We start from the raw sequence: 16,450 nt of genomic DNA on the forward strand, positions 1-16,450 counted from the left end.
TCACTTCCATTCGTGAGGATGAAGTCAAGTTGGCTAGCCAAAGACTGCGTTAGCGGTAGAGTAAAAAAAATTGATAACCAAGTTATTAATTTTTCACCTCCTTTCCTTCGCTAGTATCATTGTCTTACTTATAATAGCCTTAGCCGGAGCTGATTATATCACTCACGTTTCTTATAAATTAACTATCATAGGGCTATTCTTATGGTTAGGATTGGGAATAGCGTATATAATATTTTATGTGATATATATACTCGGACGCAAACTCGAATCAGACAGATATTGCATGATTTTTAAAATTAAACCTATTGGATTTCGGTTTATTCCGTTAGTGGTTTTTCTGAATGGCATGAGCCCTTACTTGAGTCTTAAGACCCAGACCAGTCTTTCGATGTTCAGCAATCTTAGGACTGAGGGTGGCATAAGTAATCACCTATTCATGCCTAAAAGCTTGCAAATAAATGGATTGGAAAAAGATTTAGTTAAAATTATTGCTACTGATCTTAATGAGTTAAAGCAGTATACTCATAATAAGCAGTACATAACTTATTTCGAATTTCGACGGATTATTAGTGAGGCGAAAACTAATTTATATGTCAATTATATGCGAAATGACCAACCACAAACAGTAAAGATTGTAGATGGTAGTAGTACCAAGCCCGAATTATTGGTGCCGCATAATTGGGTCTTAACCAAATTTGTTCGCTTTCGCCCAATTGATAAAGGCGCATGTTTATGTAAGCACTAGAAATACTAGTATCATTTAAACATAGCCAACTCGTGATAGTTTTTTACAACATTATGATAAGAAATATATTTGTAGAGATTGATATTGAGACGTAGTTACTTAGACTGAAATTTAATGAATAGCTTAGCTTTTGATTTTATGGTTGAGCGTACAGCACTCCGCCTTTCATTACCAGCTTTACTTGTCGCAGTGCCTTCACATCGCGGGTAGGGTCGCCGGCTACGGCTACCAGGTCGGCAAGCAGGCCGGGGCGGATGCTGCCGCGGTCGGGGAGATGGAAAATGCGGGCATTGCCGCTGGTAGCGGCGCGCAATACGTCAAGGGGCGGCAGGCCATGGTCTTGCACCAGTTGTTCCATTTCGCGCACATTGTCGCCGTGGGTAAACACGCCCACGTCGCCGCCTACTACCAAATCGACGCCAGCTTTGCGGGCTGCTTGCATGCTGATGCGCTTTTGCTGAATCCGCTCGGGCTCCGGCGTGGTGCCTTTGCGCCAGCCCTGATACTGAGAAACGGCATCGCCGGCGGCGACGGTGGGGCAGAGCGCTACGCCGCGCTGCTTCATCAGCTTGAATATCTCCGGTGTGCCGTTGTCGCCGTGCTCAATGGTTTCTACGCCAGCTAGGGTAGCCCGCCGCATGCCTTCGGGTGTGCTGGCATGGGCTACTACGGGGCGGCCGGCGGCCCGCGCTGTTTGCACAATCAGGTTCAGCTCCTCCTGCGAAAACGTAGGGCGGGAAGGCTCGCCCTGCCCCCAACGGTAGTCGGCGTATACTTTAATTATATCGGCACCCTTGCCAATCTGCTCGCGCACCGCCCGCACGATGCCGTCTACGCCATCGGCTTCCTGAGCGCCCTGGGGGGCATTTACATCCACGGAAAGCTTAGGCCCATAGCTGCCGGTAGCTACCAGCGCCAGCGTGGCTACTAGTAAGCGCGGACCCGGTATAATACCTTGGTTGATAGCTTGTTTCAGCCCAACATCAGCGAAGCCCGCGCCTTCGCTACCCAAGTCGCGGGCAGTGGTGAAGCCGGCTAACAGCGTTTTTTGGGCGTGAGCAGTAGCGCGGGCCACCCGGAGCGCCTGCGACTCCGTGAGCACCTGATCGTTCCAGCTCGTCTCGTTGTACGGGTGTAGCAGCAGGTGCGAATGCCCCTCAATAAGACCCGGCAGCAGCGTAAGACCCGGCAGCTCCAGCGAGCGGGTGCCGGCCGGTGCCGTAATCTGGCTGGCCGGTCCAGCTGCCGTAATCTTGTCGCCGGTTACCACTACCACCCAGCCGGAATGCAGACTTTCCCCATCGAAGACAGCAGCCGGGCGAAGTAGCACAGTCGCTGGTGTAGAAAAAGTTTGGGCCAGCAGTGAGACCGGCGGCCCTAACCAAAAACCAGCCAGCAACAACCCTAAACGACTAAATGAGGAACGCTTCATAAAAGAAAGAAAAGTATACGCAAAGCCGACGACTAAGACCAATTTACAGCCCTGTGCAACCTTCATAATCAGTTGGTTATTCGGGGTAGCTCCAAAATATAAATGCATTCCTGTAGGGGCCATCGCCTTTGCGGCTCCCGCAGGAATGCATTGAAAGGTAGCTTTTTAGGAGTGACCCAACTCGGCTACGGCAGGCTGCGATTTATCGGATACAGCAGGTAAGGAAGGGGCGACAACCACGCCGTTGTTTGGCGCCGCAGATTTGCTTTCCCATGCCTGAAAGCGCGCAATCTCGCCCTGAAACTTGCTGATAAACCAGCTGATCAGACTCAGATCATCCAGAAAACCGATTACGGGAATAAAATCGGGTACTAGGTCGATGGGCGACAACACGTAGAGGAGCACAGCCAGGCCGGAGACGATAGTCGTCGTTTCAATTTGCCGGTACGAGCCACTGGCAAAAGCGCCTATCAAACGAATCAGCGTGCGCCCCATATCGACTACCTGCTGCAGGGGGCCTTTTTTGCTGTCTTTCGCGTCGAGCTTGGAAGCTACTTCGCGCAGGATGATGGCAATGCGGAAGGGGCGCCCCAGCAGTTTGCCGGCCCGGCCCAGGAATACGTTGAAAAGTGCGTTTTTCGAAATAGCGAGGCCTTTTTCGTACAGTGAGGACATGGAGAATTGGTTAGGTAAAGGGTTAGTTAAAGGGGTACGGTTGAGAAAGCGCTGGCGTTGTAGAAGCTTTATGATTGGCTATAAATTTTGATAGCAATAATTTGAAAATCAGCTTATTGCAGCAAGTCATGCAGCGAGCTGACCTACACCTGTAAAACAGGAAATGAATTGCCGAGCAGCCCAGTTCCCTAAATCCGGGGGGCTTTTTTGAGAACTGTTTACCCCCGATAAGGCTGCCATGTTTACTCAGAAAAGCCCCCCAGCCGCCGCAGAACAAAGAAGGCCGCACTTAACAAGTGCGGCCTTCTTTGTTCTTAAACTGTCAGACGTGGATCTACTGCTTCACAAACCGCTTCACATACGTTTGGCTGGGGGTGATAATGCGTAGAATATACACGCCCGCGCTCAGATTAGCTAGCTGCTGGTTAAGCCGTTGGTTTACCTGCTCCAGCGAGCCCGCAGCCTGCGCCATGGCGCGACCATCGGTGCTCATTACCTGCATGCGCACCGACTGGCCGGCGGAAGCGGGTAGGCGCAACTGCACCTTGTCAGTGGCGGGGTTAGGGTAAATATCCAGCTGAGTGTTAGCCTGCCGCGCACTGCTGCTGGCCGTTACGTAGCCGAATGCAAAGCGCGTCAAGACAGGATAATGATCGGAAGTGGTGTTCGCGTAGTTAGGAATCTGGGCCGCCAGATCGGTGCGGAGCTGAGCCGTGGAAGGCAGGTAAAAGGCATTCAGCTCGCTTGATACTACGACATGGTCAATGACATCGCCAAAATCAACGGTTGAGCGTTGTCCCGTTTGGCTTAGGGGCAAGGTGAGCGCCACGTAGTTAGCCGCGTCGGCGGTGAAAGCGCTGTACGAGGTAGCAGTGGTATTGATGCCCGAGGCCACGGTTTGGTCGAGGTCATCGTTGAAGTCACCCAGAATAACCACGTTGCCGGTCCCAAAGCGCGCGTCCAGCTCAGCTTTCAGTGCGTCGGCCCCCACTTTACGGCGGTCGTACGCTGCTTGGGCATCGGCTACGGAGGTGTTTTCGTTGGCTTTGGCGTGAATAAGCACAAAGTTGATACGCTGCGTCTGGCCATTGACGGTCACGTCGGCTTCCATTAAATACGGAAAGCGTCCCGAAGACCAAGCGTTGTACTGGGGGCAGGTAGTGCCATTATTGGGGCAGCGCAGCAAACCGGAGAACGTAGGATTACTCACAACACTCGTGCGATACACAAAAACCAATTTCTGGGCTGACACGTAGTCGGGGTCGTTGTTGTCGGGAGCATTCGAGCCGAAGTCCGCGACCTTGTACTTGTAGCTGCCGGGCAATTGGCGCACTACTGCCCCAAGGCGGGCCGTATCTACAACTTCCACCAACCCATATACATCAGCATTCAGGTTAGTCAGCATAGTTAGCGCGTTGGCTTGCTGCAAGTCATCGTTGGTGGGGGCCTGCGCCGGCGAGCCAAACCACTCGATATTCCAGTTGACTACGTCCAGGGTATTATCCGGCGCATACGTGTTGCCGGCCACGGCGACGGTTACATTTGCAGCGCCCGCAGTACTGGCCGTCAGGGTAGCCGTGTAAGAGCGAGCCGCCAGAGTAGGCGTAAAGCGCACACTTACGGTTGCGGAAGTAAAATTTGCCTCTTCAACGGTGTATGTCAGAGAGTTAGAGAAGGGGGACGTGCCGCTCTTGGCAAGCTGAAAGGCTGGATCCGACGATGCTATGGTCACGGGGCCGGTCAGGTTGCGGAAAGTGGCCGTCAGCGTTTGCTGGGCCGCTGCATTCACGGCCTGATAGCCAAACGCCAGGCTAGCGGGACTAACCAGCAAGACGGGCGCAGCGGGCGCGTTGGCGTTTTGCAGGCGCAAATCGTCCAAAGTCCAACGGGCGGCCCCCACCTCCGGGCCACTCGTATACACAAAGGCCAGGTACACATTGGGGCCTTTAAAGCGCGTGAGATCAACGTCGGGCGTGAGCGTCCAGACGTCGGAGCCGCTGCCAGGAAAATCGGCGTTCAAATCGGTCCAGGTGACGCCCGCGGCAGTTGGACTGCCCGTACCCGTGTAGTTGGTCGAAACCCGGAGCCGCAGCGCCGCACCCGAGAAAGCCACCCGACTCCAGAAAGAGAAACGCGGAAATTGAAAGGTGCTCAAATCGAACGCCGGCGAAATAAGCCAGTCCTCATTGGAGACGCTGGCCCCAGATGCAAAGCCATTGATTTGTAAGCCATTGGGTGCAGAAGCCCGGTTCGTCGGGTCGTTGGCCGCGCGACCAAAGGTGGTGCATCCCCAGGTTTGAGGTCCCGTTACACTGAAAGCCGTCCAGGTATCGAAGCTGGTAGAGCCGCTGGGACACACATTAAAGGAAAAAAGATTGTTGTTCGGATCGATGCCCGTACCGGAAACGACTACGTTTTTGGCCTCCGCCCCGGTGCTGGTATGCGTAATGGTGCCGCTGGTGATGCCGCCGGTTGTGGGCGTAAAGCGCACGTACACCGTTTGGGCCGTGGCTAATTCAGCAGGTGTAAAGGTGAGGGTCGGAGTAGAGGAGGCTGCGGGTGCGTTGCTTTTCGATAAAGCAAAACCAGCTGGGGCCGTGGCCGTTACGTTGGCCGTCAGGCTACTGCCAGTGAGCGTGTAGGACTTCGGCTCAGAATTCGTATTGAGCGCCTGCCGGTCGAAGATGAGGCTGGTAGGTGCTACGCTTAGCGATGGAGAAGTGGCAATATTACTATTGAAAGCCAAAGAGAAATCATCGATAGCAGAGCTGGGCCGGTTGCCGGCACCCGTCGAGGCCGCCAGTGCCACCACCCGAATCCAGATGGGCTCGTTGATGTTGTTGAGCGCGGTACCAAAGTTGGCAGTTACAGGAGTAGAGGAGAACGTAGAGCCGCCGGTTGCTGGGGTTTCAGGCGTGGTAGCTACCGGGGTAAAGGTGGTGGGCGTGGCCCCAATGCCATAGTCAACGCGCCAAGTGGTAGTACGGGTTGAAGTGGCATCCAGCGATTGAAGGGCAAAAGTCAGTACCAGATTGCCTTTCCCGACAGTATTAGCTAGTTGAAGCGTAAAAGCGGCGCCCGGTTCGCCGAAGCTGCCGGTCTGCCGTACGCCCAGCGCCCGGTTCGGGGCGTTGTTTTGCTGCTCAGCGGTGGCTGTGCCTTCGAGGCCGGTAGCCGAAGCAAAGTTTTTGAAGGCACCACTCGTGTTGTTCCAGAGCACCTCTGCTGTCGGGAAAGCAGCCACGGGAGTCCCGAGCACGGTAGCCGTAGCTCCCGTGCGGACGCTAAAGCCCGTAGGCTGGGCCGTCTCCAGGTCATCGAAGTTTTCTGTGTAGGGGCTGGTCGTCAGTGTGACCTGTGCCCAGGTACTAGCCGCAGGCCAGAGGGCGAGCAGGAAGGCCAGCAGTCGAAAGAGTAGCGCGTGTTTCATAGAGTACGGGAGAAGTGGCGAATAAGTAAAGCTACGTTTTAGCACTAAGAATAGATATAACTTCACTATTAGCTTTCTGTCATTAGCTAACAAAATGCCCCCCAAGTTGGATCTGGGAGCATTGTAAGCACTTTTATAAATATAAAAAGCCCCCGGACTACTTCCGGGGGCTTTTTACAATGAGCTTTGGCTACCGATGCTCAGCTCCAGCTTGCAAGTTCTGTTTCTGTCTTTCTACTCAAATAGGCACACCGTACCGCCCACCCAATCCTTGTTCTTATTAAAGTCAACGCCAATCATTTCGCCCCGGCTCAGGCGGCCCAGGTTGGTGAGCAAGAGTGGGCGTGGTGCCTGATCGGGCCAGCCGTACAGCATCCGAATTTCGCACTTCACCAGTCCATCCGGCGACTGTACCACCGGCTCGTACTGTACCTTGCGCTGGAGCAGGTAGTTATGTTTGTCAGTAATAGCATCCAGGTCGGCGGCCGTTACGTGGAGGCGCACGCCGCTGCCCGCGAAGGAAAACAGGGGTTTTAACACGTAGTTTTCCAGGTCGGTGGGGTAAGCGGGCAGCGTGTGCAGGTAATGGCTTTCGGGTACGAAAGGGCTATGCAGCAATGGCATTGTGTACTTGCTGATGCGAAAAAACCAGTTCGGGTGCCCCACCCAGGTTACATCCACGTCATCGGTAAGCTGAAACTCCGTTTGCAGATCGGGGTGTTGGTCCAGCTCGTCAAAAATCAGGCGATTATAGATGCGCTTGATAGGTATACGACGGCCGTCCTTCTCATAATACAGTTGTCGCCCTTCCTTGCGAACCTTGGTCAAACACACGACCTCGATGCCCAACGCCCGGCGTGTCAGCTCGAAGTCGAGGCGGGTTTTCTGCTTTTCCGGAAACAGCTCCAGCAAGATCACCTGCTCCGGGGCTTCATCGGCCACGATAAGCTGACGCAAATGCTCCACATAAGCAGCGCTGCCGCCCGGCTGGAATACGTGCGACACGGAATCCGGCACCGGAAAATGCTCACGAAACACCTGCGGCAGATAATCCTGAAAAGCATACAGCGACGGAAAGCCCTGCAATTCAATTAGCTGCGGCTCCAGCTCGCCTTTTGCATTCCGGCACACCGCGAAGTCGATGGCCAGAAAGGAAGTGTGCTCATTCTCATTGGGTACGCGCTGCCGGGGCGGCACAGCCTGCTCGGTGAGGGCTTTAAAATCAGGAGCAGTGAGCACGTCAATGATGCTTTCGCCCGCGCTAATGAGCTTGTCGCGCAGAGTCGCTGGCACAAAAATGGGCGTTTCGGCAATACGGAAATCCGGCAGGCCAGGCAAGTCCCGCTCAATGTCTGCGAGCATTGCCTGATAGCGCGACACGCTAAAGGCTTGGTTGTACGCTTGGCGGATTTCGGGAATCATTGCTGGATGGATAGAGGCGGAGAGGAGGGTGAGCGTTTGGCAAGTGTACGCAAAATAAAGAACGTCAGACTCCACCCGCGTGGCACCTGACGTTCTTTCTGCTAAATGCTTGTTTTAACGTTCTCTACGCCGGCTGCAACGTAGCTTCTGGCGTTAGCAGAGCGGCAATAGCCTCGCGCAGGAAGGTTGGTACAACCACTGACTCCGTTAATTCAATCGTGCCGGGGTCCTGAAGCAGACGCACCATCTCGTTATACTTGTCCTCGCCATGCTCAATTACAATCTGCTGGCGTTTGGCATCGGTCAGGAAATAGCGCAGCATACCTTCGCCATCGGCCTCGGGATGAAACTGAGTACCAATGATTTCGGGCGTAAACCGGATGGCCATAATGGCCCGCTCCAGCGGTACGTGCGGCCGTTCCTTCTCTAAGCACAACACTTTGATACCTAGGTCTGCCATGTGGTTGGCATCAGGCTCCGTTACCTGATAATCGCGCGAATCGACAGCGTAGAATGGGGTCGGTAGAGCGGCGAATAGCGGGTCGGTTTGGCCAGCCTCGGTTTTGCTGATGGGAAAAATGCCGAACGACGTCGACTTGCGCCTGCCCAACGTGCCAACCCCCAGGTGCCGGCTTACCAGTTGAAAGGAATGACAGATGAGCAACAGATGCTTTTTCCGCACATGAATGCTATTCCAGGCAAAGATGCTGTCAATCAGCGCAAAATAAGGCTGCTCCCAAGGTTCATCGGAAGGCAATGGGCTGCCGGGCCCACCCGATGAGATGTAAATATCATAATCCAGAGCCGGTAGCTCACCGTTGGCCCGAACATTAAAAACGTCGAAATACAGGGCCGCGCCGTCGGTTTGGGCCTGACGAATTAACCGCAAAATACAACGCATGCCTTCGTTAGGCCGGTTGTCGTACATATCTAAAATGGCAATCTTCAAAAACTTCATTCGTACGTGCCAACTGTTGAGAGTCAGCTAATTATTGAAAAAAAAGTAGACCTCAACAGTAACCCAATAGGTCTGTGAGGTCTACACACATTGGCAAGTTACAACGCAGCTAACTGGTAGTACGTTTTAATCCTATTATCACTTTGAATTACAGACCAAAAGTGGTCTCAGCAACAATAAAGTCTACTACTTGCTTTAAGTCGCCGGTTTGGCGGAATACAGCTAATTGACGGTCTGCGCCAGTACCCATTTCCAGCATTTTCAGTACGTATTCTACCTCATGGCGGCTGCCCAGTTCATCTACTACATCATCTACGAAGTCAAGCAGTTCCAGAATGAGCGTGCGAGTCGAAATCTCTTCCTGCTTACCAAAGTCAATCATCTTGCCCGCGATGCCGTAGCGGGCGGCCCGCCATTTATTCTCATTAATGAGTGCCTTGCGGTACTGTCGGAAGCTCAGGTTGCTGACCATCAGCTTATGAATTTTGGCCACCAACGCCTGCATCACGGCCGCTAGTGCGATGGCTTCATCGGCCCGCAGCATCATGTCGCACACCCGGTATTCAATGGTGTTGAAGAAAGGGTGGAGGCGCAAATCCCACCATATTTTCTTGCCATTATCAATGCAGCCCGTCTTAACCAGTAGGGCAATGTACTCGTCGTATTCGCTGGCACTGGCGAAATGCTCTGGGATGCCCGTGCGCGGGAAACGCTCGAATACCTTGGTCCTGAACGACTTATACCCGGTTTCGCGGCCTTCCCAGAAAGGTGAGTTGGTCGATAAGGCAAAGATGTGGGGCAGAAAATACCGTAGCGAATTCATCATGTACACGCCCAGTTCGCGGGTTTCGAGGCCCACATGCACATGCATTCCGAATACTAAGTTGGAACGAGCAGCGTCCTGCAGCTCCTCCACAATCTTGTCGTAGCGCACATCAGAGGTGATGGGCTGATCCTGCCAGCGCGAGAAGGGATGCGTACCCGCGGCGGCAATCTTCAGTCCTACCTTATCAGCCAGCTCAATTACGTGCTGGCGCAAATGAATGACCTGATGGCGGGCTTCTTCGATGTTCTGGCAAATAGTAGTGCCCACCTCCACCACCGACTGGTGCATTTCGGCTTTCACCTGCTCCTGCAACACCATTTTGCCCCCCTCCACAATCTGCGACATGTGGGAGCGCAAATCGCGGGTTTCCGGGTCAATCGTTTGAAATTCTTCCTCAATTCCGAGCGTAAATACGGGCTTAGCCATAGTGGTATCTGGTTATCTAATGGGAAGAAGAGGCCTCATTCTCCGGTGTCGCTTCTATAATAAAGAGGACCGGAGAATGAGGCCACATTAGTCAAAAAAGCCCCCCAGCGGCTACTCCTGCGCTTTTTTGACTTTGGGAGCTGCAGGGGCTTTGCTTTCTTTCTTGGCAGGAGCTGCGTCTTTTGTAGGCGCGGCTGCTTTGGACGCCGCCGCTTTGGGAGCGGCTGCCTTCGAGGCTGCCGGCTTTTTAGCTGCCGCTTTGGTTACGGCTGGCATGCTCAGGGCATCGCGTCGCGCCGATTGCTGCACGAAGGTGCCCCAGGTCAGGTTGTCGCGGCCGGGCTGGTAGGCGCGGGCCCGCTCGATGGCCAGGTTGGCGGCGGCTTCCACTACCCACTCGAAATTCTGCTGGCCCACGGAGTTCACGTCGGCGTCGGGGGCGGGGTTGCCGAAGTCGATAGCAATTGGGATACCATCACGCACGGCGAATTCTACGGTGTTAAAATCGTAGCCCAGGCCTTTGTTTAGGCGCAGCACGTAGTCGTGAATGGTAGCCAAAAGTTTCTCGCCGGCCGGGCCAGTGGTTTGCATCTCGGTGGCGTAGCGCTGGTGAAACTCGTTGCGCGGCTCGTAGGGCATGATGAGCACTTCTTTGCCGCCAATGCAGTAGCAGCGGAAATAATCGTCGAACTCAACGGCTTCCTGCAATAGCATGACCAGCTGGCCGGTTTCGGCGTACGCGCGAAAAAACTCCTCGGGATTGTGGAGCTTATACACGCTTTTCCAGCCGCCGCCGGAGTGCGGCTTCATAAAGGCTGGAAAACCTATTTTCTGGAAAGCCGCGTCCCAATCCATCATTTGCAAATTGCGGAACGACCGTTCGCTGGTGTCGTCGGGGCGCTCTTTGGAGGGCAGGAGCAACGTGCGCGGCACGGGCACGCCCAGCTGCACGGCCAGAGCATTATTGAAAAACTTCTCGTCGGCGCTCCACCAAAAGGGGTTGTTTATAACAGCTGTGCCCGTAAGAGCTGCGTTCTTAAGGAAAGCCCGATAAAAGGGCACATCCTGCGAAATGCGGTCGATGATAACGGCGTAGTCGGTGGGCACGTTCTGCTCTACCTGGTCGATGGAGACAAACTCGGCGGTGAACTCGCCGCCGGCTTTCTCATTTACCCGATCGACAAAAGCTTGTGGAAACGTGCTTTCCTGACCAAAGAGGATTCCGATTTTTTTCATGGTGTAGAGGTTAAGGTGTTAGGGAGATGTTCAAGGTAGAAGAATGTCAGGCAGCGCGTGACGTTGTGGAAAGGCTGGGGGGCTTTTTACATCAGGGACAAATAATGCGGAAACATGTCGCGCCAGATGGGCCAGTCGTGGGTGCCATTGGGCCGAACGTCCAGCCAGTGCCGAATGCCTTTGTTGTGCAGGATGCCGGCCATCTCCTCGTTGCCGGGGCGGCAGAAGTCATGCTCGGCGGTGCCCAGCACGATATTCATCTGATAAAAATGCTCGTTCTGGGCGTCGAGCATGTACTGCGGCGGGTTGTTGTAGTACACATCCTCGTCGTAGTGCCCGTTCAGGAACGGCCGCATATCGAAGGCAGCACCCATCGTAAATAAATAGGCGACCTGGTCTGGATGTCGAAAGGCGAAGTTGAGGGCGTGGAAGCCACCGAAGCTGCATCCGGCTACCCCAATCTTATCGACGTGGCACTCCTGCTGGAGCGCGGGCACGAATTCCTGACTGAGGAAACGGTCGTAGCGGTTGTGGTTTTGCACCCGCTCGGCGGGGTGCAGGTGCTTGGCGTACCAGCTGTCATGGTCGCGGCTATCGAGGCAAAACAGCTTGATTTTCCCCGTTTCGATAAACCAACGTGCCGATTCGACCAAGAGAAAGTCTTTGGCCTCATGGTAGCGCCCGCCGGAGGTTGGAAAAATGACGATGGGGTACCCGTGCGTACCAAAAACCAGCATTTCGATGGCGTGACCAAGATGCTGAGAATGAAAGGAGCGGTATTCTTCGTGCAAAATCGTAAGAACTTAGATAGGGAGAGGAGAGTTGGAGAAAAGTAATGAAATATTTCATTGCGCCACGTAAGCTTTAGCGAAGAACCGGAAAAAGGTACCTTGCAGGCCCAATACAGCGCCCGCCGATTTAGTTTTTAGTAATGAATCAGTCTCTTTTTTCGCCTTCGCAAGCCGCCGCCGTACAAGTAATACGCGACGAAGCACTCCGGTCAGCTTCTTTAGAGCGTACGGTGCGGCTTGATGTGGTGTTGCCGCCCACCTTCGACCCAGCCAGCCACGGGCCTTATCCGGTGTTGTACCTGAATGATGGGCAGGATTTGCGGCGCCTGCGCTTAAAAGCTACCCTCGATGCGCTTTATCAGCAGCAGGCGCTGCGGCCCTTCGTGCTCATCGCCATTCATGCCGGCGACCGGATACATGAATACGGCGCGGCCGGCCGGCCCGATTATTTGGGCCGGGGCAGCAAAGCTCATTTGTATACTGATTTTGTGCTGGAGGAATTGCTGCCGTATGTGCAGAAGAAATACCATGTGACCTCCGACCCCGAGCAAGCCGTTTTCGCGGGCTTTTCGCTGGGTGGGCTTATGGCGTTCGACTTGGTATGGCGCAACCCGGATGCTTTCACGCGGGCAGGCGTTTTTTCCGGCTCGTTCTGGTGGCGGCGCAAAGCCTTTGAGGACGGCTACATCGATGCCGACCGGATTATGCATTCACTGGTGCGGTCCGGCCGACCGCATCCGGGGCACCGCTTCTGGCTCCAAACTGGCACCCTGGACGAAACCAACGACCGTAACAACAACGGCATTATCGACTCCATTGAGGATACGCTGGACTTGCTGGCGGAGCTGATCCGCCAGGGGATTCCCGATCAACATATCCGCTACGTGGAAGTAGCCGGCGGGCGGCATAACCAGGAAACCTGGGGTCGTATTATGCCGGATTTTCTGCGCTGGGCGTTTGGGAAAGCCACGCTTCGGCCTTCCGATACGTGGCAACCAGCAGGAGCACTACCCTCTAAGCGGAACTGGGGCAGCGGCCAACGCCTGAACCGGCAGCGGCGCCTGGTAACCAAAAAAGCCCCCCAGGCCGCGGAAGCACTGGTTCCAGCAGAGCCTATAGTCATAAAGCAGCCCATAAGTGGTGAATACCCCGCTTATTACGATAACTACCTCCGGCACGTACCCGATACTATCGATCCGGTGGAGCTTCTAGAAAAACAAGGCGCCCACGTTCGTGCGTTGCTCGGCTCCCTCACCGATGAGCAGGCCCTGCTGGCGTATGCCCCCGAAAAGTGGACTATTAAGGAGATGATCCTGCACATTCTGGATTCGGAGCGCATTTTTGCCTACCGGGCCCTGTGCATCGCCCGCGGCGACCAACAGTCGCTGCTGGGCTTCGATGAAAATGCCTACGCCCCGGCTTCGGAAGCCAACACCCGCTCGCTGGCTGATTTGCTGGCTGAGCACGCCGCCGTGCGCGCGGGTACTGTCGCGTTGTACCGGTCATTTGCTCCTCATATCTTCGATAAGGTGGGCCTGGCCAACAAGCATCCGGTAAGCGTGCGGGCCCTGGTGCATGTAGTGCCGGGCCATGAGGCGCATCATTTAACAATTTTGCATGAACGATATTTGCCGTTATTGTAGCTTTAAAGCGCACAACACAAGCAAAGCTGCCTGCGTTAATACTCCCATCTCTCACCTTCATCTGTTCTAGTCATGGCTAAAGCACAAGACGCCCGCAAAGAGAAAAAGAAAGAACCCACCAAGACGACTAAAGAAAAAAAAGCCGCCAAGGACGAAAAGAAAAAATCGCGCGAGAGTAGCAGTGAATTGTAAGCTGCTTAAGCCCAAAAAAGCCCCCCGAATACTTATTTGGGGGCTTTTTTGTTTGAATAAATAGAAAGGCGGTCATGCTTCATCTGGCGTCCGCGAAGTCGAATCATGACCGCCTTTCTATAATCAGTGGCTTACCGGCTGTTGGTTTCATAACGTATAATAGACTTCCTTCTGCTTGTCGTGGTGGCGCAGATAGCCGTGGAGAACGAGCTTGATCAGGGTTCTATAGGCTCGTCGTTGCCCCACATTAATGAGCTTTTGGTACTGAGCCAGCGTAATGCGCGGATTCGTGCGCAGGTAGTCCAACACAGCCAACTCGTCCTTATTTAGCGGAATCTTCTCAAAGGTTGGCTCTTCGCGTTGCAGTACTTTTTCGGTGAGGCTGCTGGTTTGTACGCTTTGGTCGCGCACGCGCACGTAGCCGCGCCAGTCGCCCTCGGCCACCTGGGCGCGGTGGGGTTTGTGGGCACTTTCGCGCACGGTTACAACGATGACAGTACGGCCGTCTTCCTCTACTTCTTTGAAAGTGAGTAGAATGGGTGGATCTATATACTGCGCGGCCGCCTCGCGTAGCACATATATTTCCTCTGCCGCATCGCGCACACCCACGATACGCCCATCATCATCAACACCGACCAGCACGTAGCCACCCCGAGTGTTGGCCAAGGAAGCTAGGGTGCGCGAAATGCGCGTCGGGTGAGTCGTCTTTTTCTTAAACTCCACCTGTTCTCCCTCACCCTCCCGAATCATCTCCTGCAGCGTAGGCATGAGCTATAAAGTGATTTTAAGAGAAGAACTAGGTATCGAGGCTTTTGATTTTGACAGTAAGTATCATCATGCTCAGTTACTTACAATTACTCCACGCCCGTTTCCTCCTGCGAGAGGCGCCAGAGGCGAGCGGCTTCGGGGCGGCTCTGGGAGCGGCCGGAGGCGCGGGTGGGCTTGCGGTTTTTGAAATATTTGCCGCTGACACTTTCTACTTCGGGCGAAGAAGCCAAATAGATGCTTGTTCGAGCCCCTTTTTCGGGGCTGATCATAAACGGCCGGGCAGTCCACCACATTGCTTTCATCAGCGGAGAGCTACCAGTGTTCACTAAGCCAGTATCTACCATGCCAGGGTGCAGGCAGTTGGCTGTCACTTTGGTTAGGTCGAGGCGGTGAGCTAACTCGCTTGTGAACATTATGTTGGCCAACTTGGAGTCGCAGTAGGCCGTGAACGAGCTGTACTTCTCGGGGGCGTTGCGGGCCTCCGTCGACTGCTCAATTTCGCCCAGCCAGTGCGCCTCCGACGATACCGTAACGATGCGCGCCTGCGGGGCTGCCAGCAGCTGCGGCAACAGCAGATTGGTAAGGGCAAACACGGCCAGATGATTCGTGGCCCAGCTCAACTCGTGGCCTTCTTCAGTAATGGTAAGCGGGCCGGGAAAGATGCCGGCGTTATTCACCAGAATATCAAGCTGATTGAAGCGCCGGGTTACTTCCCCGGCCAATGTGCGCACGTTGGCCAGCAGCGACAGGTCGCAGAGCAGCAAATCGAGCTGAGCATCAGAACCTACGGCTTCGCGGATGGCAGTGCGGGCTTGCTCGCCGCGCTCCGGATTACGGCACACCATCACTACGCGGGCGCCGCGCCGGGCCAGCTCGCGGGCCGTTATCAGCCCAATGCCACCAGAGGCGCCGGTAACCAGGGCAATTTTACCGCGCAGAGGAGAAGAAGCAGATTCAGAGGACGCGGTCATCAGAGAAAAGCAAAGTCAGTAGTGGGGGCAAAAATTGAGGTAACGTACGCTTTAGAAGGGCAGACGTTGAACAGTGAGTAGAATTTCGGTTATGAACGGCTTTTAGAGCCTAAAAAGTCTGTTTGATCTGAAGGTCATGCGATAAGTGGTGCGACCGGAAAAGAGCGTCATGCAGCGCAGCGCGCAGTATCTCGTGTGCTGATGTCGCCACGGTAATTCAACAAAACACGCGAGATACTGCGCGCTGCGCTGCATGACAGTTATGTAACCATGACCATCATTCGAAACAAAATTTAAGTAAAAAAGCCCCCAGCCGGAAAAAACAATGCCGCCCTCGGTAGAAGGCGGCATTGAGAAGATTCAGCAAAGTCAACTGCTTAGAAAGGTAGATCGTTGTCGTCGTCGCCGGCGATAGGAGCGGCGGGCTGAGCGCGAAGGTTCGGATTTTGGTTGGCCGGAGCAGCGGGGCGAGGAGCCGCTTGCTGCTGATTGCCGTAGTTGCCGCCAGCAGCGGGAGCGCCGCCACCCGCACCAGCCTCAATGCGCCAGGCTTCCAGGTTGGTGAAGTACAGCATCTGGCCGTTTTTGTTGAAGCCGCGACCCCGCAGATTGAAGGTCACTTTTACCTCGTCGCCGATTTTGAAAGGATCTATCAGGGCTGTCTTATCCTGCACCAGTTGGAACTTGATATGCTCGGGGTACTGGCCCTCCTGAACTTCCAGCACGAACTCGCGCTTGCGGAATTTTTCACTCACCTGCTGTTCGTCGAAAATCTCGTGCAGGCGGCCGGTAGCGTCGTAAGCCATAAAAAAGAATAGTTGAAATGATGAAAATGGGGAAGTCAAACGTACGAAAAAAAACCCGTTTCGGTTAAAAAAACGGGCAGATTTACGACCCGTAAGCGGTGTACCAATAAGGACCAGTAAGATCTGAAA

Annotated in this window: 12 protein-coding genes; 1 reads left to right on the plus strand and 11 read right to left on the minus strand. The window is 54.3% G+C overall.

Annotated elements, in window-relative coordinates:
* Positions 1-881: 881 nt before the first annotated feature.
* From B9A24_RS15740 to B9A24_RS15775, 8 genes are all read right to left on the minus strand, one after another.
* Positions 882-2,177, minus strand: coding sequence for a metal-dependent hydrolase family protein (locus B9A24_RS15740; RefSeq protein WP_084446980.1), 1,296 nt, complete (start codon positions 2,175-2,177; stop codon positions 882-884).
* Positions 2,178-2,342: 165 nt separating this feature from the next.
* Positions 2,343-2,852, minus strand: a complete 510-nt coding sequence (locus B9A24_RS23250; protein ID WP_084446981.1) for a YkvA family protein — start codon at positions 2,850-2,852, stop codon at positions 2,343-2,345.
* Positions 2,853-3,186: 334 nt separating this feature from the next.
* Positions 3,187-6,282, minus strand: a complete 3,096-nt coding sequence (locus tag B9A24_RS15750; RefSeq protein ID WP_084446982.1) for a T9SS type A sorting domain-containing protein — start codon at positions 6,280-6,282, stop codon at positions 3,187-3,189.
* Between the two features lie 234 nt (positions 6,283-6,516).
* Positions 6,517-7,704: a hypothetical protein gene (locus B9A24_RS15755; RefSeq protein ID WP_084446983.1), complete on the minus strand. Its 1,188-nt coding sequence runs from the start codon at positions 7,702-7,704 to the stop codon at positions 6,517-6,519.
* A 124-nt stretch (positions 7,705-7,828) separates the two neighbouring features.
* On the minus strand, positions 7,829-8,662 hold the full coding sequence (locus tag B9A24_RS15760) for a type 1 glutamine amidotransferase (RefSeq protein WP_084446984.1): 834 nt from the start codon (positions 8,660-8,662) through the stop codon (positions 7,829-7,831).
* A 148-nt stretch (positions 8,663-8,810) separates the two neighbouring features.
* Complete coding sequence (locus tag B9A24_RS15765) at positions 8,811-9,914, minus strand: carboxylate-amine ligase (protein ID WP_084446985.1); 1,104 nt, start codon at positions 9,912-9,914, stop codon at positions 8,811-8,813.
* A gap of 111 nt (positions 9,915-10,025) precedes the next feature.
* Entirely contained in the window at positions 10,026-11,150 is a 1,125-nt protein-coding gene (locus B9A24_RS15770) for an ATP-grasp domain-containing protein (protein WP_084446986.1), read from the minus strand.
* An 86-nt stretch (positions 11,151-11,236) separates the two neighbouring features.
* Complete coding sequence (locus B9A24_RS15775; RefSeq protein ID WP_084446987.1) at positions 11,237-11,941, minus strand: alpha/beta hydrolase-fold protein; 705 nt, start codon at positions 11,939-11,941, stop codon at positions 11,237-11,239.
* A 140-nt stretch (positions 11,942-12,081) separates the two neighbouring features.
* Here B9A24_RS15775 and B9A24_RS23095 point away from each other — a divergent pair, with 140 nt between their 5' ends.
* Positions 12,082-13,584, plus strand: a complete 1,503-nt coding sequence (locus tag B9A24_RS23095) for an alpha/beta hydrolase-fold protein (protein ID WP_317044254.1) — start codon at positions 12,082-12,084, stop codon at positions 13,582-13,584.
* A 339-nt stretch (positions 13,585-13,923) separates the two neighbouring features.
* Here the strand turns inward: B9A24_RS23095 and B9A24_RS15790 are convergent, their stop codons facing one another.
* The 3 genes from B9A24_RS15790 to B9A24_RS15800 all read right to left on the minus strand — a co-directional run bounded on the left by B9A24_RS15790 (position 13,924) and on the right by B9A24_RS15800 (position 16,321).
* On the minus strand, positions 13,924-14,544 hold the full coding sequence (locus tag B9A24_RS15790; protein ID WP_084446988.1) for an AlbA family DNA-binding domain-containing protein: 621 nt from the start codon (positions 14,542-14,544) through the stop codon (positions 13,924-13,926).
* Positions 14,545-14,630: 86 nt separating this feature from the next.
* Positions 14,631-15,515 carry an SDR family NAD(P)-dependent oxidoreductase gene (locus B9A24_RS15795; protein WP_084446989.1) on the minus strand — a complete coding sequence of 295 codons (885 nt, stop codon included), beginning with the start codon at positions 15,513-15,515 and terminating at the stop codon, positions 14,631-14,633.
* Between the two features lie 377 nt (positions 15,516-15,892).
* The gene (locus B9A24_RS15800) at positions 15,893-16,321 is read right to left on the minus strand and encodes a DUF3127 domain-containing protein (RefSeq protein WP_084446990.1); all 429 of its coding nucleotides are present in this window, start codon (positions 16,319-16,321) and stop codon (positions 15,893-15,895) included.
* Positions 16,322-16,450 lie beyond the last annotated feature (129 nt).

It is taken from the genome of Hymenobacter roseosalivarius DSM 11622 (assembly GCF_900176135.1).
In the GTDB taxonomy this organism is placed as follows: Bacteria; Bacteroidota; Bacteroidia; order Cytophagales; family Hymenobacteraceae; genus Hymenobacter; species Hymenobacter roseosalivarius.